We start from the raw sequence: 21,435 nt of genomic DNA, 5'->3' as shown, positions 1-21,435 counted from the left end.
GAAGGTATGGATTCATTGAGTTCACTGGGGGAAAAGCAGCGGAAGTTAATATTGACAGGCGTACTGCTGGCAACATTTCTGGCAGCGATTGAAGGGACGGTAACGGGTCCGGCGGGTCCGGCTATCGTAGGGGATTTTCAGGGGATGCAGTGGCTGAGCTGGATCTTTACAGCTTATCTGCTGGCGATGGCAGTGACCACGCCGATTTTTGGCAAGCTGAGTGATCTGATCGGGAGGAAGCCTGTGTTCATAGGCGGCGCTGTAGTCTTCCTGGCAGGCTCGCTGTTATGCGGAGTCTCGCAGAGTATGCAGCAGCTGATTATTTACCGGGGTATTCAAGGGATCGGTGCCGGGGCACTGATTCCGATGACTTTTACCATTATCGGAGATATCTACAGCCTGAAGGAACGGGCGAAGACGCAGGGGCTGCTTAGCTCGGTGTGGGGGATTTCTTCGCTGGTCGGACCGCTGCTAGGCGGTTATGTAGTTGATTATTTAAGCTGGCGCTGGGTATTCGTGTTCAATCTGCCGTTCGGCCTGCTGTCGATTATCTTCATCTCACGGTACCTGAAGGAAGAGAAGGTCCGCCGTAAGACGAAGATCGATGTAGCCGGAGTGCTGCTGTTCGCTGCAGGGATGGGAGCGCTGCTGTTTGGCCTGACAACTGGGGGTCAGAGTCTGCCTTGGACTTCTCCGCTGCTGCTGGCCATTCTCCTCGCGGCTGTCCTGCTGCTGGTGGTGTTCCTGGTCGTGGAGCGCCGGGCCGCCGAGCCCATGCTGCCGCTGGAGCTATTCTCCATCCGTAATATTGCAGTCTCTACAGGTGCGAATCTGCTGGTCAGTACGCTCATTATCGGGCTGTCTACGTATGTTCCGCTGTGGGTGCAGGGTGTATTCGGCAAAAGTGCCGCGCTCTCAGGTCTGCTCCTGGCGCCGATGTCAGTCGGCTGGATGCTGGGCTCCATTGCGGGCGGGCGGATGATTCTGCGTGCAGGCACGCGCCGCACGGGGATGCTCGGCCTGTTGCTGATAGTTATCGCGGCTGTGGGGCTTACGCTGATGAATGCAGACTCCTCGCAGCAGCTGCTTCTGGTGCTGATGCTGTGCTGCGGGGTGGGCTTCGGCTATGCCTCGACCGTCTTCACCATTATCGCCCAGTCCTCGGTGCAGCATGAGCAGCGCGGTGCGTCTACTGCACTGAACACCTTCACCCGCTCACTCGGGCAGACCGTCGGGGTGGCGATCTTCGGCTCGTGGCTGAACTTCAGTATTGACCGCAAGCTGGCGGAACAGCCTGAAGCTGCCGCCTCCGGCGCAGATATTAACCAGCTGCTTAACCCGCATAGCGGAAGCGTGCTGCCCAAGGAAGCCTGGAGCAGTCTGCAAGGTGCGCTGGAGGGCGGTCTGCACTCCCTGTTCATCGTAATGGCGGTGTTCGCTGTGATCTCTCTGGTGATCTCGGTGCGTCTTGACCAAGGGGTGCCTTCCATACAGGAAGCAAGCATACCGTCGAAGCGTTAAGCTATAAATTTTATTCGGAAAAAACGCTCCTTTGGGCATGGATGGCGGACCTTCCATTTACCAAATGAGCGTTTTTTTGAAAGCATACAACCGAATACAATGGGCGGGTACGCGGCATATGGACTAAAGCAGGTACACGGCCCGAATGCGGTACGTTCACGCAGCGTCCACCCGGGTGCTTACGTTAATCCTGCTCAAAACAAAGGGTTGTTCCAAGCAGCCAGTTCATGCTCTTTGGAACAACCCTTATTCTGATAACCGGCCAGATTAGTGAATATATTCACAATCCCCGATTCCTCAACTACCCTTATTTGCGCGGGAGCGGGGAGAGCTTCTCGGCCTGCAGGCCCATCTTCTTCAGCAGCACAATCATCTGTTCCTTCTCTTCGTCGCTGAGTCCGCTGAAGGCCAGATGCAGGCGCTCCGAGTACTTCGGATACATCTCGTTCATCAGGCGTTCGCCCTCTGTAGTCAGCTCGGCAAAAATAACGCGGCGGTCACTTGGGCAAGGCTTGCGCTGCAGGTAGCCGCGTTCTTCCAGCTTGTCGATCACATAAGTAACGTTGCCGCTCTGAAGCAGCAGCTTGGCACCGATCTGCTGGATCGGCTGCGATCCTTTGTAATAGAGAACCTCCATGACTGCGAAGGCGGTCGGGTTGAAGCCTTCGATCTTGCTGCCGGTTACAGCATGCTCATTAATGCTCTTGAAGGACTTGGCAAAAACTCTGTACAAATGCAGGGTCAACTGAGTATCGCGTTCATAGGATTGTATCATGCTTCTCCACCTCTATTGTTAATCGTACGGGGTTATCCGCACGGTTTGGAATACTTGCTTCCTGATATCTAGTTTTACAATACGTCAAACAAAGATTGAAGAACATGTCATTTGTCACAATAAGCACACTTTTAATAATAAAAAATTGAACAATCTTTTGAAGGTGCATAAAAAATGTATACCTGCACGAAATTTGAAGTCAGTCACTGGTTATCCGTATAATGAAAGCTACAGACCGGGGGACAGGTGAAGGGTGAAAATTATTGCAGCAAAGGCTCGTCTATGGTGCTATGATCGCATTATATTTAATGATGATACAGGGGATGGAGATAGAGATGGAAGAGACAGAAGGCTCAGAGGAACAGAAGGCTCCGAAGCAGCCGGAGGACCGGCTCAACAACTATTACGACGACGATGATGACTACGATGAAGAGGATACCGTGCTTGATGTGGTGATTGAGGAAGCGGGCTATGAGGCAGGCGACATCCGTATCTCAGGAATCTCCTTCCAGGTGCGGAAGGGCGAGCTGCTGGGACTGATCGGACCGAACGGGGCCGGCAAAAGCACTACAATCAAGACGCTGCTTGGTCTGCTGAAGCATGCCAAGGCCCGGGTGAAGCTTGGCGGCGAGAATCAGTCCTACGCCTACGTACCGGAGCAGCCGGTATTCTACGAGGACCTTACGCTGTGGGAGCATCTTGATCTGGCTGCCGCTGCCTATGGCTTAAGCTATGAAGCCTTCGAGTCCACGGCCGAACAGCTGCTGGTACAGTTCAGCATGACCCATGTGCGGGATGATCTGCCGGCGGGCTTCTCCAAGGGGATGAAGCAGAAGATGATGCTCATGCTTGGCTTCCTGGTACAGCCGGATGTCTATATAGTGGATGAGCCGTTCATCGGGCTTGATCCCAGGGCGACCAAGGATTTCCTGCGCCTGCTGGAGGCGGAACGGGAACGCGGTGCCGGGGTGCTGATGTCCACACATGTTCTGGATACAGCGGAGAAAATCTGCGACAGCTTCATTCTGATCTCCGGAGGCAAAATTGCCGCCGAGGGGACACTTGCGGCGATACGCGGGGAAGCGGGGCTGCCGGAGGGATCGCTGTTTGATTGCTTCGACGAATTAACATGAGCCGGAATTCATTTGCGTTCCCGGCTGCAAGAAATCTTTTAAGACGAAGACTGTTCTCCCATTTCCGGGAGCAGACTGCTATTATCCGTACGGCTGTAGACTGGACAGTACTGCTGTATATCCTCATCCCGGGGGGCTTACTCGGCGGCCGCTTCTATTATGGCTACTGGAACGGCAATCTTCCGGGCTGGTTCAGCCATGTACCCTTTGTGGTCGTGCCTTCGCTGCTGGCTATTCTGCTGGCTACGGGAGGCATCGTGCTGCTGCTCCAGGAAGGGGATCTGCTGTTCCTGCGGCAGCGGCAGAACTGGATCAGCACGATCCTCAAGGGCGGCATGGTCTATAGCCTAGCGGTAACTGCGCTGAAGATGGCGGCGGTGTACGTCATTCTGCTGCCGTTTCTGATCCGCGGCTATGAGCTGAGCGCGGCAAGCGCCTATGGCCTGCTGGCGCTAACGATGGCCTGCAGCTGGGCCGTTAAGCTGCTGGGCCATATCGTCAAGGTGCAGCGGCAGGGCTTCCGCCGCCGGCTGTGGCTGATCCTTGCGGTGGCCGTACCCTGTGGGATCTACCTGCGTCTCGCGCTCTTCTGGAAGGACAGCCCGGCCCTTCTGTTCCTTGCGGCTGCCGCCTACGCGGCAGTGACCGTCCTGGCCTTCAGAGCCCGCCTGCGCCTGCGCGGCACGTTCATGAATGATGTGCGCGAAGACTACAAGCAGCGGATGAGCATTGCAGCGATTCTGCTGCGCCGTGTGCTGGATAAGCCGCGCCCGACACGCTACAAGCCCTGGATCTTCCGCAAGTCACAGCCGCTGCTGGCTTCGAAGTTGCCCGAGAGCCGCTTTGCCGCCGCAGGGATAAAGGCGATGCTGCGCAATCCGGCCCATCTCAAGCTGTATTTGCAATTCACCGGGGTGTCGCTGGTAGCCATTCTTATTGTGCCTGTAGTACTGAAATGGCTGCTGTACGCCACCTTGACATGCCTGATGGCCTACTGGCTGACCTCCTTCTGGAATCTGTTCTCCGGGGATGATTATATCGGCATTCTGCCGTTCACCAAGGCGCAGAAAGCGGACGCCGGTTCCAAGGCGATGCCCATTCTGCTGACGCCCTTCGCCGTCCTGTGCTCCGCTATGGTCTGCATTCCGGCCTACGGCTGGTGGGGCCTGCTGATCTTTATCCCTGTCGGGGCTGCCGGCGGAATCTGGATCGGCCGTATATTCAGTGTCATAAAGTTTGCAAGATAACAGCAAAGAGCCTTCCTCCGTAAGCCGGGGAAGGCTTTTTGCTGTTCCGGCTGTTCCGGCTGTCACTGGCAGCATCCGGGATGCTCTCGGATCACAGGCCAGACAGAAGCTGACTATCTGCGCTGCTTATCAGCCTTATTGCTCCGCCGCATGCTTGCCGGCCGTATAGCCGGTGGAGAAGGCAGCGGTAATATTATAGCCGCCGGTATACCCGTGAATATCAAGAATCTCACCGCAGAAATAGAGGCCTGCGGTCAGCTTGGACTGCATAGTCTTGGGGTCGATTTCCTTGAGCGCAACTCCCCCGCCGGTCACAAAGGCTTCCGCCAGGGAACGAGTCCCATGAACCTGAACGGGCATCCGCTTCACCAGGGAAGCCAGCGCCCCCAGGCCAGTTTTGGGCAGATGATGGCCTGTAATCTCCCCGTCAAGCCCACCCTTCGCCAGCAGCAGCGGGATCAGGCGCTCGGGCAGGAGTCCCTTCAGCGAGTTGCGGATAGCCTTCTTAGGCTCCAGATCGAGCTTATTCTGGAGCATAGATTCCGCCTCCTGGAGGGACAGGTCCGGGAACAGGTCGATGGACATCTCCACGGTATCGGTTCCCGACTTCTGCTGAACCTGGCGCAGGAACTGGCTGCAGCGCAGCGCAATCGGGCCGGACAAGCCGAAGTGGGTGAAGATCATATCTCCCCGGTGGGAGATCACCCTCTTGCCCCTCAGATTCCAGACGGTAAGCGTGACATCGCGGAGGGACAAGCCCTGCAGCTCCCCGGATTTGATCCACGGCTCCCGGGAGAGAATAGGGACTTCAGTCGGGAACAGCTCCGTGATCGTATGTCCGGCAGCGGCAGCCCAAGGGTATCCGTCGCCGGTAGAGCCCGTCTGCGGCACTGACTTGCCTCCGGTGGCGATGATGACAGCCTTCGCACTGAAGGCTTTGCCTGACTCCAGGCGGATGCCCCGGACGGCTCCTTCCCCGTAGAGAACCTCCCGGACCGGACTGTCCGTCATGATCTGCACGCCAAGGCTCCGTACTTTGCCGATCAGAGCGGATACTACGCTTGCAGCCTTGTCCGATACGGGGAACATCCGCCCGTTATCCTCCTCTTTCAAGGCGATGCCCAGCCCCTCGAAGAAATCTATAATATCCCGGTTGTTGAAATGGTCAAACGAGCTGTATAAAAAGCGGCCGTTGCCCGGAATATGGGCGATCAGCTCCGAGGTCTCCTTTATATTGGTAACATTGCAGCGCCCGCCTCCCGAAATCCCCAGCTTGCGGCCCAGCTTCGCCCCTTTGTCGATCAGAAGTACGGACGCCCCGTGTCCGGCTGCGGCTACGCTGGCCATCAGCCCGGACGGGCCGCCTCCAATGACGATTACATCATAGCTATTCATTCATTTGCTCCTTTTGCTTATTGCGGTACTCTATTAACGGCATCATACCATTCCAGGCGGAGTGTAGCCAGGTCCAAGCGACCGAAACCTGATTATCGTTGTCAGGAATGCGCGGGTATGCTTTAATCTAAGTGGAAAAGGAATTTTAACCAATTTGAGGAGTGATTGCAATTATTTATGCGGTAAAGGATATTTTATTGCAAATATCGGCTGCCTGCATGTTCCTGTTTCTTTTTCAGTGGAGGCTGGACCGGGGCGATCCCCTGCGCCGGAACATCAGGTTCCCCGATGACCATACCTTTCTGATAATCTGCTGCGCGCTGGGCATTACGCTGTGCATGGCGCTATCGGCTACGATGTTTGGAGTGGTCTATTTGAATCTGGCGATTCTCCCGGCCTATCTTGGGATCTTATATGCTAACCTGCCCTCCAGCGTGTACCTGGCACTGTATTTCTTCTTCTGTACTGCATTATTCTCGATGCCGTCAGGGATAGAGCATCTTTTCTTGAATACAGGGGTGCTGATGTATCCGCTGCTCTTCGGTATGTCCGGACTGTTCAAGAAATCCGCGATTCCCGGCAAAATCGGCATTCTGTGGGGCGCGCTTTTTCCGAGCATGCTGTTCATTGTCATTGTACCGAATATGCAGGGCCGAAGTGTCCTGGATATCCATCCTGCTGAAGCCGCCTTGGCCGGGCTATATGCCTTGACGGCTTTAATTCTGGGCGCCTTGTTTATCATCTATATCGATAAGTCGTGGGACAAGCTGCAAGTCAGGATACAAATGCAGGGGATCTCGGAGAAATTCCAGTGGGAGTCGGAGAAGCTGCAGCAGATCACGAATGTAGTTCCGCTGAATATTATGGAATTCGATGACAACGGGTATGTGACAGAGCTGAATGAATACATGCTGAGCCTGATGCAGCGTCATTGCCCCCTGTTGACCAGAGAGATTATTTTGTCCAGTCCGGCCAGTGAGCTCTTCGGCAAAAGCATGGATGAGGCCGCCCTCACCCGGTTACATGAGGTTCTGCGCAGCAGGCAGCGTTCCAATACCAAGATCAGGGTTGATTCGATGACCTATCATATTTTTACTGCGCCGCTCCAGCATGAATCGGGGCAGCCGGGCGGAATCGTCATGATTATTCAGGATTTGACGGAAGAGGAGAAAATCCGCAGTGAGCTTGATAATGTCGAGCGTCTGTCGCTGGTGGGGCAGATGGCTGCGGGAATTACGCATGAGATCCGTAACCCGATGGCGGTAGTACGCGGCTTTCTGCAGCTGATGCGGGAAAAGAGCCCGGAGGATCTCCACTCCTATTATCATATTGTCATGGAGGAGCTGGACCGGGCCAACAGCATCATCAATGACTTTCTGTCGCTGGCACAGACCCGTGTATCGTACAAGGAGCCGGCCGGGCTCCAGCCTATTCTGGAGGAGCTTGCGCCGCTGATCTGGGCAGATGCCAATCTCCGCGGCCAAAGTGTTGAACTGAAGATCAGTCCGACGATGCCGCTGCTGCAGCTCAATGTCCGGGAGATTAAGCAACTGATTCTGAATCTGGCCCGCAACGCCATGGAGGCGATGGAGGCCAAGGGCGTACTGACGCTGGCTGCCTGTGAGCATGAGGATACCGTGCTGCTGATTATAACGGATACAGGAGGCGGCATGCCCGCGAGCCAGCTAGAACAATTGTTCACCCCGTTCTTCACCACCAAGAGCCAGGGGACAGGTCTTGGGCTGTCGCTCTGCCTTAGCATTGCAGAGCGGCATAACGGGACGATCCGGGTAGAATCGGAGGTAGGGTGCGGGACCTCGGTCATCGTTACTTTCCCGGTGGAGTCCAGAGAGGGAGCGGTCCAGAGCCCTGTATATATGTAGCGATTCCGGGGTGACGGGCACCGTTTCGGGGCTGTTCAGCGGCAGGCTGGAGCAAGGCCGCTTCTCTTGCTTTCGCAGAGTATGTATGTATAATAAAGTTAGCAAGTAGTGCTGGAACGCGGTAACGTTATCCGGGTTCAGGGCCGTATCTCAATTCAAGTGATGAAGGAGAGTGCAGAGAAATGTCCATGTCTTTTAATCAATATATGAGAGATTCTATTCAACCTATGCGCGACGATCTGACAAGCATCGGATTTCAGGAGCTATTGACCCCGGAGGATGTGGAAGCAGCCCTTCCGGCAGCCAAGGGAACTTCGCTGGTTGTTGTTAACTCCGTATGCGGCTGTGCCGCCGGACAGTGCCGTCCAGGGGTAGCGCAGGCGCTGCAGAACGAGATTCTGCCGGATCACCTGTTCACCGTATTTGCCGGTCAGGAGAAGGAAGCTACCGCCAAGGCGCGTGAATATTTCGCTCCGTATCCGCCATCGTCCCCGTCCATCGCCCTGATGAAAGACGGCGAACTGGTTCACTTCATCGAACGTCACGGTGTGGAAGACCGTTCGGCCGCCGAGATTGCTGCGGAGCTGAAGGAAGTTTTTGACCGCGTGTGCAAGTAAAGAATGTCCTGCAGCCTGAGGGCAGCAGCATCAATAAGTAATGATCCCGCATCAGCCAGCCGTCAGCCGGAGGCTTGGCTCATGCGGGATTTTTTTTCTAATATTAAGGGCAGGGAATACAATTCTAAGAAACGGGGTGGTCCTGTGAGTCTGCAGGAAGAGATTATTGCTACGCTTGGAGTGAAGCCGGTAATTGATACGGATGCGGAGATACGTAAGCGTGTGGATTTCCTGAAAGCGTATGCGCTTCAGGCAGGGGCCAGAGGTCTGCTGATTGCAATTAGCGGTGGGGTGGACAGTGCGGTGGCTGCGGGTCTGTGCAAGCTGGCTACGGACGAGCTGACGGCGGAGGAAGGCAAGGAGTATATGACACTCGGGGTGTTCCAGCCTTACGGGGAGCAGGAGGATATTGAGCACAGCTATGCGGTGGCCCGGGCTTTTGAGCTGACCCATACGGTGGAGACCAATATTGAAGAAGCGGTGAACGAGATCGCCCTGGAGGTCGAGCATAGCCTGAAGGCCCTGGGACAGCACAAGCATATCACCCATCAGGGCAAAGGGAATGTAAAAGCGAGAACGCGGATGGTGATGCAGTATGCGCTTGCTTTTGAGAACAATCTGCTGGTGGTGGGTACCGATCATGCTTCTGAAGCCATTACAGGATTCTATACGAAGTGGGGCGATGGCGCCGTCGATATAACACCGCTGTCATCCCTGAACAAACGGCAGGTGCGGCAGCTGGCTGCGGCGCTTGGCGTGCCGGCGGATATCGTAACCAAAGCGCCGACGGCCGGACTCTGGCCGGGCCAGACGGATGAGACAGAGCTTGGAATCACCTATGAGGAGAACAGCGATTATCTGGAAGGGAAGACCGTCAGCCCTGAAGCGGCTGAGAAGCTGGAGCGCTTCTTCCGGAGAACGGCGCATAAGCGCGATCGTATTCCGGGGATCTAAGCAGGTTATGCCGGGGCCGCCGGAGCGCTGCGTTTGATGCAGACGCTCCGGCGGTTTTTGTTCAAATATAAGAATTTATATGCTGCACACGATACATTATCCTTCTATTTCTCGCTGAAACGGTACCGTTCTTTACAAGGACGGCAAAGCCGTTTTCACCTGTGAAAGCAAGAATCTGAATGGTCTGGGCTCCTCCAAGGCAGTGGGCTGGTGCGAAGGAGCATGGGCCGGATATATGCGGAAAACCGAACACATTCTCAAGGCAGCCATGTATGTGGGACTAACTATAAACTATGCTGTTATTCTGCCAGCACCCGGTCGATGAACTCTCTGGTAGCGGATATCGCCTGTTCTAACTGGGGGGTCGTTCCGGCAAAAGGATGAATGGTGCCAAAGGTATGATTGCCGCCGGGAATCTGCAACCATTCAATATCCGGCCGCAGCCGGATCAACTGCTCGGAGCCGCGCCGCAGATGCCCGCCGTCCTCACTGCCTTGAATCAGGACAACGGGGAAGCGGGCCTGCTTCATCCGCTCCAGAATCTGGTAACGCTCCGCCTGCTGCTCCAGGTCCTCTATAATGATGGCATCCAGCGGCATTTGCTGTCCGGTCCGTCCGTTGAGCACATGGGTCCGGCCCTTTTCCCGCATCTCCCTCTTCTGCTGCTCTGTGAACAGATCCAGGTTAGTGATCCCGTTCCAGGAGATGACCCCGGTGATTTCTCCCGGATGATCCAGTGCGTAGAGGAGCGAGTCGCCCCCGCCGCGGCTATGCCCTAGCAGGAAGAGCGGGAGGCTGCCGAACCTGTGGTGCTGGCTCAGATAAGAGAGCAGAATCTCCATATCCTTGATCTCGCGCTGGTAGGTGTTGCGGGCGAATTTGTCCAGCTCGGTGAAATTCTGCAGATCCTCGCCGATGCCGGCATGGGAGAAGTTGAAGGTGATCACTTCATGCTCGCCGCTGAGCGCCTGTGCCGTATACGGGAACATCCCCCAATCCTTGAAGCCTTTGTAGCCGTGAGCGATAACTATCACACTGCGGGCCTCTCCCTGGGCGGGAAAATGGGAACAGCGAAGCACCGCATCCTCTCCTGCGGGTAATTCAAAATTACGGGACATAAGGTATTCTTCCTTTCCTGGATATCTTGGAACTTCTTGTTTTACCTCAATTGCTGGATTTACCTGATATGTGTGTTTAGGTGTATTAGACTTTCAGTTTTTTTTCTTTTAAGATAGCAGAAAGCTGACGCTAAGACTATTATTAATAATACTTGGTCAAGATGCTGACAGGCTTCACTGTTACATGAGATCTGTGGAGTCCTAGCAAGATCATATCATTAGACGCAGGGTAAGGATAGAAGGTAATATAAGAGGGTTAAGGAATGCTGAGCCAGGAGAGGTGTGGGAGTGTGATTTACGGAATCGGGCATGATGTGCTGGAAATCGGCAGGGTTGCCGGGATAACGGAGGGCAGCCTGGGCAGCCGCTTCTCCCGGAGAATTCTGACCCGGCAGGAGCTGGCGCTGGCTGCAGGCAAAGGCGCAAAGACAGCGGAATTCATTGCCGGGAGATTCTCGGCCAAGGAAGCGGTTGTGAAGGCGCTCGGCTGCGGAATCGGTCAGATGGTGGGCTTTCAGGACATTGAGATTCTGCCGGATGCACTGGGCAAGCCAGTAGCCATACTGTCGGAGGAGTCCTGGTCCCGGCTGGGTCTGCCGAAGGAGGCGTATGTTATTCATCTCACTATTACGCATAGCCGCGGGCTGGCCTCGGCCTTCGCGGTGGTAGAGCAGATACCCGGTTACCGCCTGTAATTATATCAATTGAACGGCAAGGAGAATAGCGATGACCACAGATGAGAAGCACATAGAAGCGCAGCAGGAAGCCAAGTTATTCTTCAGCCGGTTCCTGCTGGAATGGTACCACCTCCAGAAGCGGGACCTGCCGTGGCGGCGCCACCGCAACCCGTATTACATCTGGATCTCAGAGATTATGCTGCAGCAGACCCGGGTAGATACGGTAATTCCTTATTTCAACCGTTTCATTGAGCAATTTCCAACCGTGGAGGCGCTCGCAGATGCACCGGAGGAAGAGGTGCTGAAGTGCTGGGAGGGACTTGGCTACTACTCGCGTGCCCGGAATCTCCAGCATGCCGCGAAGCAGGTCAAGGAGCTGTACGGGGGACAAGTGCCGGATGACCGCGATGCCGTATTCGGCCTGAAGGGCGTAGGCCCGTATACAGCGGGTGCTATTCTGAGCATCGCGTTCAACCGGCCGGAGCCGGCGGTGGATGGCAATGTGATGCGCGTCTTATCCAGGTATTTTCTGATTGAGGATGACATTGCCAAGGGCCCGACCCGTGTGAAAATGGAAAAGCTCGCTGCCGAGCTCATCCCCGAAGGGGAGGCGGGCAGCTTCAATCAGGCGCTGATGGAGCTTGGCGCGCTCATCTGCACGCCGAAATCGCCGCGCTGCCTTCCGTGCCCGGTGATGGAGCACTGCGCCGCGCGGCTGGCGGGCTGCGAGGCCTCGCTGCCCGTCAAGACCAAGGCGAAGCCGCCGCGTCCGGAGGAGCGGCTGGCCGCCCTGGTCGAGGGCCGCGGCGAGCACGCGGGCCGGGTACTGATCCGGCAGCGGCCGGCCAGCGGGCTTTTGGCCCGCATGTGGGAGCTGCCGCACTGGCCTGCGCCGCCTGCTGAGGTGGGCGGCGCGCGCGGTGCGCTGCTGCCGGAAGCGGCAGCGCTGGACCGGCTGCGCCGGTCCATGAGCCAGGCCGGGATTCATGCCCGGCCTGAGGGGCACTGGATGGCTGCGGAGCATACATTCAGCCATATTGTGTGGACCCTGCAGGTGTACCGCTGCAGGGAAGAGGCGGCGCTGCCGCTGGCAGCGGAGAGCCGCGCCGTGTACGGAGCGGCGCCTGCGGAGCGCGGCGACAGCCCGCTGGGCGCTGAAGCGGCACATGCGGAGCGTGTGGCTGCGGCGCTGGGGGCACAGCCAGCGGAAGACGCACCGCTGGCGCTGTTCGACAGCGGGGATGCCGCAGCCGATGCGGCAGACAGCGGAGCACAGCGCTGGATCAGCCGCGAGGACATGAAGAATTACGCCTTTCCGAATGTGTTCCTCAAGCTGCTGAACAGCTATTTCGATGAGCAAGGGATGTAGACTCCCAGCCACCGCTGTGATGCTGTTCCCCGCTGTGCCAGTCCACCGGGATATGAGCAGCACTGCTGCCGGTTGCAGTGTAAAGATTAGTATGTTTATTGCTAAACGGGGGTACTTCTCTCATCCTCTCATCAACGCTGCAACGGCTGCCGTCCTCTTAAAGAGAATGCCGCCGCTTCCGTGTGCTGTTGAGCAAATGTGGGGGCATCGGATGTGGACAAACTGAAATTATAAATTACCTGACCTCAACAGCCGAAAGTATAGTATATGTGCGCCACTAACTAAAGTAAGCCGCATGGCACAATCAAAGGGATAAATCCCATTGAATGTGCCGAAAGTGGAGCTGCATGGCACAATCAAAGGGATAAATCCCATAGAATGTGCCGAAATTGAGTCGAATGGCGCAATCAAAGGGATAAATCCCATTGAATGTGCCGAAAGTGGGCCGCGCGGTGAAATTAGAGGGATAAATCCCATTGAATGTGCCGAAATTGAGTCGAATGGCACAATCAAAGGGATAAATCCCATTAAAAATACCCAAAGTAGGCAGCAGGCCTAAATGAAGAGCACAACTACCCCTGAATTGGCCTGAATTGGCCCAAAGCGGGCGGTGGAGTAAAATGAGTCCAAAATACCCCTGAATTCGCCGCGCCCACCCCCTCGCATCCTGCCAACTCTAACCGCTCTGCCCTATCTCCTGCTCACCCCAACCCCCGCACCCATCCGCCCCGGATATAAGTTGCCATAAGTCAAGAACGCTAGACCAAGGAGGTAAAGGATGAAGACGATTACCATATATGATATCGCTAAGGAGGCCCAGGTGTCCGTAGCCACAGTCTCCCGTGTCCTCAACAATACAGCTCCGGTCAAGGAGAGCACCCGGGAGATCATCATGGCTGTGATTGAGAAGCACCAGTTTCAGCCGAACGCGCTGGCCCGCAGTCTGCTCAAGAAGGAGACTGGCACGATTGCCATGATTTTGCCTGACATCACCAACCCCTTTTTCCCGGAGGTCTTCTGGGGAGCCGAGAATGTAGCCAGAGAGAAGCGCTATACCTTCTTTCTCTGTGATACGGCTGGTGAGCATAGCCGTGAGTCGGAGTACCTTAGCATTCTGCGGGAGAAAAGAGTGGACGGGATTATTTTCCTGGGCGGCAGAATTAACCTGGATCATTGTCCGCCGGCGTTATCGCAGGAAGTCGTGGAGCTGTCGAAGCATGTACCGATTGTGCTGGTCAACGGTAATCTGCCCCGGAGCGGCCTGCACCGCATTTATACCGATGAAGAGGAAGGGGCTGCACTGGCCACCCAGCATCTGCTGGACCTGGGGCACCGGAGAATCGGGTTCCTCGGGGGAATGGAGGAGACCTCCACAACCCAAGTGAAGCTGAAGTCTGTGAGGATGAAGCTGAAAGAGTATGGGCTTACGCTGCGCAAGGATTGGGTCATGTTCCACGACTTCTCAATCGAGGGCGGGCGTGCGCTGATGGACCGGATGCTGGAGCAGGAGGACCGGCCGACAGCGGTGCTGTGTGTGAATGATTTTACAGCCATCGGGGCGTTGAAGTCTGCCACCCAGCATGGGCTGAAGATACCGGAGGATCTGTCGATCGTCGGGTTCGACAATTCGCCCTTGTCCAGAGCGGTAATTCCGGAGCTGACCACGGTATCACAGAACACCAACCAGCTGGGGGAGCTGTCTGTAGAGATGCTTCATGAGCTGATCAGCGGCAGAAATCCCAGGAAACGTACGGTGCTCCAGCCAAAGCTGGTGGTACGCGACAGCACGGGACGCCCGAAAAATCCCGCGAAGTAGCTCACGTAATAGCACGCATAGTAGCCTAACGGAAGCCGCTTGCCAGACAAGCCTGCCGCGCGCATTCAAGTATGCTCATCCAGGAGCGGTCAAGAACTTTCCAGGCGTAGGTGGAGTGCGTCAGCACGAGGGGGCCTGTATTCTGGAAAGTTTTTGGATTGAAGCATGAAATTTGTGTAAAGTAGGATTGACCAGAGGATAACCAGAAGTTATAATGAAATGGATTTCATGAAACCCATTTCATTATTTTTTATATTTTGAGTAAGCGGTTACTCTGGCGGTACATATGGGACAATATGAGTTTGTAAATTTACTGGTAATTTGAAAAGTATAAGAAAATCGCAGCCGTAACCTACCAGTCACTCACTCTGTATCCAAGCTCATTTAATTTCGAGGTTTTCTTTTCATCATCTCAAGGCTTATCTTAAGGGCTTATATGCTGGCATACGCCACTATATAAATATGACATCGTGAAGGGAGCGGGGGACGGACGCAGACAGGCTTGAATCAGTTCAATCTTGAATTGGCTTAACATCACTGAAATTAGGGGAGCGTGGCGAACAGTGAAACAGTTGAAGAAGAAAAGCTCGGCTTGGCTCATGCTGCTGACAGCCGTAGTTACACTTGTAACCGGTTGCAGCGGCGGGAATAATGCGGCTGCACCGGCAACACCGGCGGCGGAGGCGACTCAGGCTCCGGCAGCCAGTGAAACGCCGGCAGCGGCAACGGAAGCGCCCGCGGCAACGCCGGCTGCCAATCTGAACGGGCGGGAGATCCGCATTTCCCACTGGTGGGATGCCACTCCTGTCGGGGATTCAGAGGCAGATGAGCTTGCCCGCGAGCGGATCAAAGCGGTGGAAGAGAAATACAACGTCAAGATTAAATACCTGAATACAGAGTATTGGTCCACCGCTGAGAAGCTGTCCTCTTCCGTTATGGCAAGCGATCCGTTTGCCGAGATTGTCCGGCTGCCGGACGGGTTCATCTGGGGCCTGATGCATGGCGGCTTCCTTACACCGCTGGATGATTATCTGAAGGATTCACTCATCGATCAGAGCGTGATTGACTCCATGCGCTTCGGCGGCGACAAGGTCTATGGCCTGGAGAGCTGGTACAGCCCGAACGACAGCGGCGTGTTCTACAACAAGCGTATTTTCAAGGAAGCAGGCCTGAAGGACCCGCAGCAGCTGATGGATGAGGATAACTGGAACTGGAATACGATGCTTGATGCGGCGAAGAAGCTGACGATAGACAAGAACGGGGACGGGAAGATTGACCAGTACGGTCTGGCCGGAGCCCATTATGTGATCTCAGAGCTGCTGATCGCCAGCAACGGCGGTAAAATCTACGACGAAGCTACCCAGAAGGCGGTCTTTGACTCACCGGCATCGATGGAAGCGCTTAATTTCCTTCATAAGCTCTACACCCAGGATAAGGTGTTCAAGCCTAACGAGGGCAATGACTGGGAAGACCCGGCTAAGTATTTCGGAGAAGGAACGGTGGCTATGTATCCGGGCGGTCTCTGGGAAATCGAAGGGCGTATTCTCGGCAAGATGAAGGATGAATGGGGATATGTCTATATTCCAAAAGGCCCGCAGGCCGATAAGTACTACGATCCGCTGGGCCAGACAGCAGCCTATGCCATTCCCAAAGGGGTCAAGGATGCGGATACCATCGTGAAGATCTGGGAGGATCTGCAGCCGTTCGACAGCTGGCAGGAGAACCGCAGATTGTCGATGGAGAATATTTTGCCGGATGAAGCCTCTATCGCCAATGCAATGAATGATGAAGGTAAGGTAGAGCGGGTCTTCGGCGGACGTTACGGCGGTCTTGGCGTCAAGGATCAGCTGGATAAGGTGACTGAGAAATTCCTGAAGGGCGAGATTACACCGTCTACAGGGGTGGCCCAAGTCATTGGAACGGCGCAGGCCGCAGCCAAGAAGGTACTGAGCGGTGAGCAGGATAAAGAGAAGAAATAGGGGACAGTACAGCTTATAACAAGGGTAATACCTGCTTTCTTGCTTAATACCTGCTTGTCCTTTGCAATACCTGCTGTGTTAGTCCGCAGAATCGGCAGCCGCCCTTATAGGGCGGCGTAGCCGTGTGCACCTGTATCACTCTTAATATGCAAGTCTGCTAGAGGAGGGAACCCGAGTGAGAATATCATTATCCCGGCGGATGATGAACCGGACACTTGTAACCGTCATGCTGATCTCCATGATGGCGCTGCCTGCGGCAAGTGCAGAGCTGCCTGCTGCCCAGGCACAAGGTGTGACGGGGAACGGGCAGGAGATGCGGCAGCCGCCTGAGGGCAGCTATGAGCATTATCTGCAGCAATACGAGGGCGAGGAGCAGCCCCGTGAAGAAATTATGCTGAAGGGAGCCGATTATACCGGGGCCGAGGGAATGAGCCCGGAGGTGCTGACGGAGCTTGGCGGTGAGACGGGAAGATACGTCAGAACGGAGGAGAGCGGTTCAGTGGAGTGGCAGCTGGATGTACCGAAGTCCGGGCTGTACCACATCTCTGTCCGGTATTATCCGGTGAAGGGCAAAAGCTCGGCGATTGAACGTGAGCTGCTGATCGACGGCAAGCTGCCGTTCACCAGCGCACGCAATCTGTCCTTCGGGCGGATCTGGGTCAATGAGAACCTGGAGATCCAGCAGGATAACCGGGACAATGATCTCCGGCCGCGCCAGATTGAGGCCCCGGCCTGGCAGGAGACCCTGCTGAGAGATACGGAAGGCTACTATGAGGAGCCTTACCAATTCTATCTGTCGGCCGGAAGGCACACCTTGACGATGGTGTCCAGCAGAGAGCCGATGGTCATCGACTATATTAAGCTGCACAGCTACGATGCACCCGCTGCCTATGCAGAGGTGAAGCAGAGCTACGAGGCTAAGGGGTATAAATCCACCAGCGGCCACACGGTGAAGGTGCAGGGGGAAGCGGCGGTCTACAAATCCTCCCCGACCTTGTATCCGGTCACAGACCGCTCCAGCCCTTCGACAGAGCCGTACGATGTCTCCAAGATCAGAATGAACACGATTGGCGGCAACAACTGGCGGGTACCGGGCCAATGGATCGCCTGGGAGGTGGAAGCGCCGGAGGACGGCCTGTACAACATCACCATCAAAGGCCGGCAGGAGCTGCTAAGAGGGATATATTCCACACGCTCTATGCGGATTGACGGAGAGGTCCCGTTCCGGGAAATGCTGCAGATTCCGTTCTACTATGATTCGGATTGGCAGATGAACCGGCTGGGGACCGATGAAGAGCCCTATTTATTCTATTTAAGCAAAGGGAAACACGAATTGCACCTGGAGGTCAGCCTCGGAGCCATTGCACCGCTCTTGCGCCAGGTGGAGGCCAGTGTGCTGGACATTAATGCGATGTACCGGAAAATCCTGATGATTACAGGCAATGTGCCAGATCCGTACCGCGATTACAGGCTGGAGGAGCAAATCCCGGATATGACGGCGGTCTTCCGTGAGCAGAGCCAGATTCTATATGGCGTATCGGAAGAGCTGGTCCGGCTTACAGGGGAAAAGAGTGATAAAACCGCAACCTTGAATAAAACTGCCTATCAGCTGGCGGACATGGCCGACAAGCCGGAAACGGTGCAGAAGCGGCTGTCGCAGTTCAAAATCAATGTCGGCAGCGTAGGCTCCTGGATTCTGGAGGTACGGGAGCAGCCGCTGGAGATTGATTATCTGCTGCTGTCTTCGCCGGATGTGAAGCTGCCGAAGGCCAATTCTTCCGTATTCCGGAAGATCGGGCATGAGGTGTCGTCCTTCACCCATTCGTTCTTCGAGGATTACAACACCATTGGCAATACCACGGAGAACGGCGAGACCATTGATGTGTGGATCGGAACCGGCCGCGACCAGGCGCAGGTGCTGAAGGCAATGATTGATGATACATTTACTCCCCTCACCGGCATAGGCGTCAATCTGAAGCTGGTGAGTCCGAATGTGCTGCTGCGTGCTTCGCTGGCCGGAGAAGGCCCGGATGTGGCAATGCAGGTCGGCAATGATATGCCGGTGAACTTCGGAATGCGTAAAGCGGCAGAGGATCTGTCGAAGTATCCCGGCTATGAGGAAGTGGTGAAGCAGTTCAGAGACAGTGCGCTCGTACCGTACCGGTTCGAGAATCAGGTCTTTGCCCTGCCCGAGCAGCAAATATTCAACATGCTGTTCTACCGGAAGGATATTCTGCAGGAGCTGAATCTTGAGCCGCCGCAGACCTGGGATGAGGTATACGCAATGATTCCGGTGCTGCAGAAGCACCGGATGGATATGGCGCTGCCGCTCGCGCAGACGACAGGCGTGCCGGTGCTGGAGGTCAACCGCGCTTATGCTATGCTGCTCTATCAGATGGGCGGGTCCTTTTATCTGAATAACGGAGCGAAGAGCGGACTCGATACAGAGACCGGGCTGGCTGCCTTCAAGAACTGGACCAATTTCTATACCAGCTACAAGCTGCCGCTGATCTTCGACTTCCCGATGCGGTTCCGCACCGGCGAGATGCCGGTCGGCATTCAGGACTATACCTTCTATAACTATCTGACAGTCTCTGCGCCGGAGATTAAGGGGCTATGGGAATTCATTCCGGTTCCGGGGACGAAGCAGCCGGACGGCAGTATCCGCAGGGATGTGGCCAGCGGGGGCACTGCCGCCCTGATGCTGAGGCAGGCCAAGAACAAGGATGCCGCCTGGGAATTCATGAAGTGGTGGGTAGACAAGGATTCGCAGGTCCGCTTCGGACGGGAGATGGAGGGCCTCATGGGTGCGGCTGCGCGGTATCCGACCGCCAACGTTGAAGCACTTAAGGAGCTGCCGTGGCCGACAAGCGATTACCGCCATCTGGAGGAGCAGTGGCAATGGGTGCAGGGTGTGCCTGAGGTGCCGGGCGGTTACTTCACCGGCCGCCATCTGGACAATGCGCTGCGCGAGGTCATCAACAATGGAACGAACACCGCCGATGCCTTGTACGATTATGTGCAGGAGATCGACTATGAGATTGACCAGAAGAGAGCAGAGTTCGATTTGAAACGAAGGGAATAGGGAGGGACTCTTGTGCAGAAAGTGAAAAATACGGCCGAACCCTTGATTCAGCCCCGGCTGTCCCCTTCCGGGCTGCGTAATTACTGGGCATTGTTCGGCAAGGATGTGCGGCGGGATAAACACCTGTATATCCTGCTTGCTCCATATATGGTGCTGTTTCTGTTGTTTACCGTATTGCCGGTGGTGATTTCGATCATCTTCAGCTTTACGCACTTCAATATGCTGGAGATGCCGCGCTGGATCGGCTGGGAGAACTATTCCAAGCTGCTCTGGAACGATGATGTGTTCCTGATCGGGGTCAAGAATACGCTGATTTTCTCAGTGGTCACCGGACCGGTCAGCTATATCGCCTGTTTCCTGTTTGCCTGGCTGATTAATGAGCTGAATCCCAAGCTGCGGGCGTTTATGACCCTGATCTTTTTTGCGCCTTCGATCTCGGGGAATGTATTCTTCATCTGGCAGATTATCTTCTCCAGTGACTCCTACGGGATCATCAACGGTTTCCTGATGCAGCTTGGCGTCATTTATGAGCCGATCCAATGGCTGCAGGACCCGAGGTATATGCTGGGGATCATCATGCTGGTACAGCTCTGGCTAAGTCTGGGGACCAGCTTCCTGGCCTTCATCGCCGGATTGCAGACTGTTGACAAGACACTGTATGAGGCAGGGGCTGTGGACGGTGTCAAAAACCGCTGGCAGGAGCTGTGGTTCATTACGCTCCCTTCCATGCGCCCGCAGCTGATGTTCGGCGCGGTCATTCAGATCACTGCGTCGCTGGCGGTTGCCGATGTGGCTATGGCGCTGGCAGGCTTCCCGAGTGTGCAGTACGGGGCGCATACGATTGTAACCCATCTGGTGGACTACGGAACAATCCGCTTCGAGATGGGCTATGCCTCGGCGATTGCCACCGTGCTGTTCGTAATGATGCTGGGCAGCAATCTGATTGTCCAAAAGCTGCTGAAGAGGGTGGGTGAATAAGCGGGATGAAGCTGGCAATACGTCTGAACAAAAAAGTAAACCGTTCCTGGCAGGTCGACGCCCTGCTGTTCCTGGCCCTGGCCGGATTCGGATCCTTCATGGCGATTCCGTTAATTTATGTCATTAACAATGCGTTCAAGCCGCTGGATGAGCTGTTTATTTTCCCGCCTACGCTGTTTGTACGCAATGCAACGCTTGAGAACTTCGCCAATTTGTTTCAGGTGATGAAGAATTCCTGGGTGCCGTTCTCCAGATATATCTTCAACACGGTATTCATTACCGCCGCCGGTACAGCCGGGCATATCCTGCTGGCCTCGGCCGCAGCTTACCCGCTGGCGAAGCATAAATTCCGCGGCTCTAAGGTGCTGTTCACCGTGGTTGTCCTGTCGCTGATGTTCTCGCCGCATGTCACCGCGATACCGAACTATATGATTATGTCTGCTCTGGGCTGGATGGACACCTACCAGGCGGTTATCGTTCCTGCCTTTGCCTATCCGCTGGGACTCTATCTGATGAAGCAGTTCATGGAGCAGATCCCGGATGCGCTGCTGGAGGCGGCGAAGATTGACGGAGCAAGTGAATACCGCATCTTCTGGCAGGTCGTCATGCCGCTGGTGAAGCCGGCCTGGCTGACGCTCCTCATCCTGATGATGCAGATGCTATGGGGCACGGACGGCGGCAGCTTCATTTACAGCGAGCAGCTCAAGACGCTGCATTACGCGATGGGCCAGATTATTCAGGGCGGGATCGCCCGTGCAGGAGTCGGGGCCGCGGTAGCGGTGATTATGATGACCGTGCCGATTGTGACGTTCATTCTGTCACAGAGCCAAGTGATTCAGACGATGGCTTCGTCCGGCATGAAGGACTGAAGCGATGGAGGCGTTAGGG

At 55.5% G+C, this 21,435-nt stretch carries 17 protein-coding genes; 14 read left to right on the top strand and 3 right to left on the bottom strand.

The window, feature by feature from the left end; all coding sequences use genetic code 11:
• Positions 1-6 precede the first annotated feature (6 nt).
• Entirely contained in the window at positions 7-1,521 is a 1,515-nt protein-coding gene (locus NSU18_RS16655) for an MDR family MFS transporter (RefSeq protein WP_341014787.1), read from the top strand.
• Positions 1,522-1,828: 307 nt separating this feature from the next.
• On the opposite strand, the gene NSU18_RS16650 is transcribed toward NSU18_RS16655, so the two are convergent.
• Positions 1,829-2,296 carry a MarR family winged helix-turn-helix transcriptional regulator gene (locus NSU18_RS16650; RefSeq protein WP_340757330.1) on the bottom strand — a complete coding sequence of 156 codons (468 nt, stop codon included), beginning with the start codon at positions 2,294-2,296 and terminating at the stop codon, positions 1,829-1,831.
• Positions 2,297-2,586: 290 nt separating this feature from the next.
• Between NSU18_RS16650 and NSU18_RS16645 the strand changes: the two genes are divergently transcribed.
• Both NSU18_RS16645 and NSU18_RS16640 read left to right on the top strand, forming a co-directional pair.
• Positions 2,587-3,429 (top strand): ABC transporter ATP-binding protein, encoded by an 843-nt coding sequence (locus tag NSU18_RS16645; protein WP_341149584.1) that lies wholly within the window; start codon positions 2,587-2,589, stop codon positions 3,427-3,429.
• Positions 3,426-4,676 (top strand): ABC transporter permease, encoded by a 1,251-nt coding sequence (locus NSU18_RS16640; RefSeq protein ID WP_341149583.1) that lies wholly within the window; start codon positions 3,426-3,428, stop codon positions 4,674-4,676. Before NSU18_RS16645 ends, NSU18_RS16640 begins: the two co-directional genes overlap by 4 nt.
• Positions 4,677-4,811: 135 nt before the next feature.
• Here NSU18_RS16640 and NSU18_RS16635 read toward each other — a convergent pair whose 3' ends face one another.
• Complete coding sequence (locus tag NSU18_RS16635) at positions 4,812-6,071, bottom strand: BaiN/RdsA family NAD(P)/FAD-dependent oxidoreductase (protein WP_341149582.1); 1,260 nt, start codon at positions 6,069-6,071, stop codon at positions 4,812-4,814.
• Between the two features lie 161 nt (positions 6,072-6,232).
• On the opposite strand from NSU18_RS16635, the gene NSU18_RS16630 reads away from it, so the two are divergent.
• From NSU18_RS16630 to nadE, 3 genes are all read left to right on the top strand, one after another.
• On the top strand, positions 6,233-7,954 hold the full coding sequence (locus NSU18_RS16630) for an ATP-binding protein (RefSeq protein ID WP_341149581.1): 1,722 nt from the start codon (positions 6,233-6,235) through the stop codon (positions 7,952-7,954).
• A 182-nt stretch (positions 7,955-8,136) separates the two neighbouring features.
• Positions 8,137-8,571, top strand: coding sequence for a BrxA/BrxB family bacilliredoxin (locus NSU18_RS16625; protein WP_341149580.1), 435 nt, complete (start codon positions 8,137-8,139; stop codon positions 8,569-8,571).
• A 144-nt stretch (positions 8,572-8,715) separates the two neighbouring features.
• A complete protein-coding gene (nadE, locus tag NSU18_RS16620; RefSeq protein ID WP_341014780.1) occupies positions 8,716-9,525 on the top strand; it encodes an ammonia-dependent NAD(+) synthetase in 810 nt (269 codons plus the stop codon).
• A gap of 299 nt (positions 9,526-9,824) precedes the next feature.
• On the opposite strand, the gene NSU18_RS16615 is transcribed toward nadE, so the two are convergent.
• Positions 9,825-10,643 (bottom strand): alpha/beta hydrolase family protein, encoded by an 819-nt coding sequence (locus NSU18_RS16615; protein WP_341149579.1) that lies wholly within the window; start codon positions 10,641-10,643, stop codon positions 9,825-9,827.
• A 290-nt stretch (positions 10,644-10,933) separates the two neighbouring features.
• On the opposite strand from NSU18_RS16615, the gene acpS reads away from it, so the two are divergent.
• The 8 genes from acpS to NSU18_RS16575 all read left to right on the top strand — a co-directional run bounded on the left by acpS (position 10,934) and on the right by NSU18_RS16575 (position 21,416).
• Positions 10,934-11,338: a holo-ACP synthase gene (gene acpS, locus NSU18_RS16610; RefSeq protein WP_341149578.1), complete on the top strand. Its 405-nt coding sequence runs from the start codon at positions 10,934-10,936 to the stop codon at positions 11,336-11,338.
• A 31-nt stretch (positions 11,339-11,369) separates the two neighbouring features.
• Positions 11,370-12,689 (top strand): A/G-specific adenine glycosylase, encoded by a 1,320-nt coding sequence (gene mutY, locus NSU18_RS16605; RefSeq protein ID WP_341149577.1) that lies wholly within the window; start codon positions 11,370-11,372, stop codon positions 12,687-12,689.
• A 322-nt stretch (positions 12,690-13,011) separates the two neighbouring features.
• Positions 13,012-13,248, top strand: a complete 237-nt coding sequence (locus NSU18_RS16600; protein ID WP_341149576.1) for a hypothetical protein — start codon at positions 13,012-13,014, stop codon at positions 13,246-13,248.
• Positions 13,249-13,467: 219 nt separating this feature from the next.
• Complete coding sequence (locus NSU18_RS16595) at positions 13,468-14,505, top strand: LacI family DNA-binding transcriptional regulator (protein WP_341014774.1); 1,038 nt, start codon at positions 13,468-13,470, stop codon at positions 14,503-14,505.
• A 563-nt stretch (positions 14,506-15,068) separates the two neighbouring features.
• Positions 15,069-16,484, top strand: coding sequence for an extracellular solute-binding protein (locus tag NSU18_RS16590; RefSeq protein ID WP_341149575.1), 1,416 nt, complete (start codon positions 15,069-15,071; stop codon positions 16,482-16,484).
• A gap of 175 nt (positions 16,485-16,659) precedes the next feature.
• Positions 16,660-19,569 carry an extracellular solute-binding protein gene (locus tag NSU18_RS16585; protein WP_341149574.1) on the top strand — a complete coding sequence of 970 codons (2,910 nt, stop codon included), beginning with the start codon at positions 16,660-16,662 and terminating at the stop codon, positions 19,567-19,569.
• A 72-nt stretch (positions 19,570-19,641) separates the two neighbouring features.
• Complete coding sequence (locus NSU18_RS16580; protein ID WP_445321864.1) at positions 19,642-20,547, top strand: carbohydrate ABC transporter permease; 906 nt, start codon at positions 19,642-19,644, stop codon at positions 20,545-20,547.
• A gap of 5 nt (positions 20,548-20,552) precedes the next feature.
• Positions 20,553-21,416 carry a carbohydrate ABC transporter permease gene (locus tag NSU18_RS16575; RefSeq protein WP_341149573.1) on the top strand — a complete coding sequence of 288 codons (864 nt, stop codon included), beginning with the start codon at positions 20,553-20,555 and terminating at the stop codon, positions 21,414-21,416.
• Positions 21,417-21,435 lie beyond the last annotated feature (19 nt).

It is taken from the genome of Paenibacillus sp. FSL H8-0048 (genome assembly GCF_038002825.1).
GTDB lineage: Bacteria > Bacillota > Bacilli > Paenibacillales > Paenibacillaceae > Paenibacillus_AQ.
Note: the sequence above shows the minus strand (reverse complement) of the source record. Positions and strands in the feature narration are given on the sequence as shown.

Coding starts and splice junctions, on each gene's coding strand:
- NSU18_RS16650 (WP_340757330.1), bottom strand. CDS start 2,296: ATGATACAATCCTATGAACGCGATACTCAGTTGACCCTGCATTTGTAC.
- NSU18_RS16645 (WP_341149584.1), top strand. CDS start 2,587: ATGATCGCATTATATTTAATGATGATACAGGGGATGGAGATAGAGATG.
- mutY (WP_341149577.1), top strand. CDS start 11,370: ATGACCACAGATGAGAAGCACATAGAAGCGCAGCAGGAAGCCAAGTTA.
- NSU18_RS16615 (WP_341149579.1), bottom strand. CDS start 10,643: ATGTCCCGTAATTTTGAATTACCCGCAGGAGAGGATGCGGTGCTTCGC.
- NSU18_RS16635 (WP_341149582.1), bottom strand. CDS start 6,071: ATGAATAGCTATGATGTAATCGTCATTGGAGGCGGCCCGTCCGGGCTG.
- NSU18_RS16575 (WP_341149573.1), top strand. CDS start 20,553: ATGAAGCTGGCAATACGTCTGAACAAAAAAGTAAACCGTTCCTGGCAG.
- NSU18_RS16640 (WP_341149583.1), top strand. CDS start 3,426: ATGAGCCGGAATTCATTTGCGTTCCCGGCTGCAAGAAATCTTTTAAGA.
- NSU18_RS16595 (WP_341014774.1), top strand. CDS start 13,468: ATGAAGACGATTACCATATATGATATCGCTAAGGAGGCCCAGGTGTCC.
- NSU18_RS16625 (WP_341149580.1), top strand. CDS start 8,137: ATGTCCATGTCTTTTAATCAATATATGAGAGATTCTATTCAACCTATG.
- NSU18_RS16655 (WP_341014787.1), top strand. CDS start 7: ATGGATTCATTGAGTTCACTGGGGGAAAAGCAGCGGAAGTTAATATTG.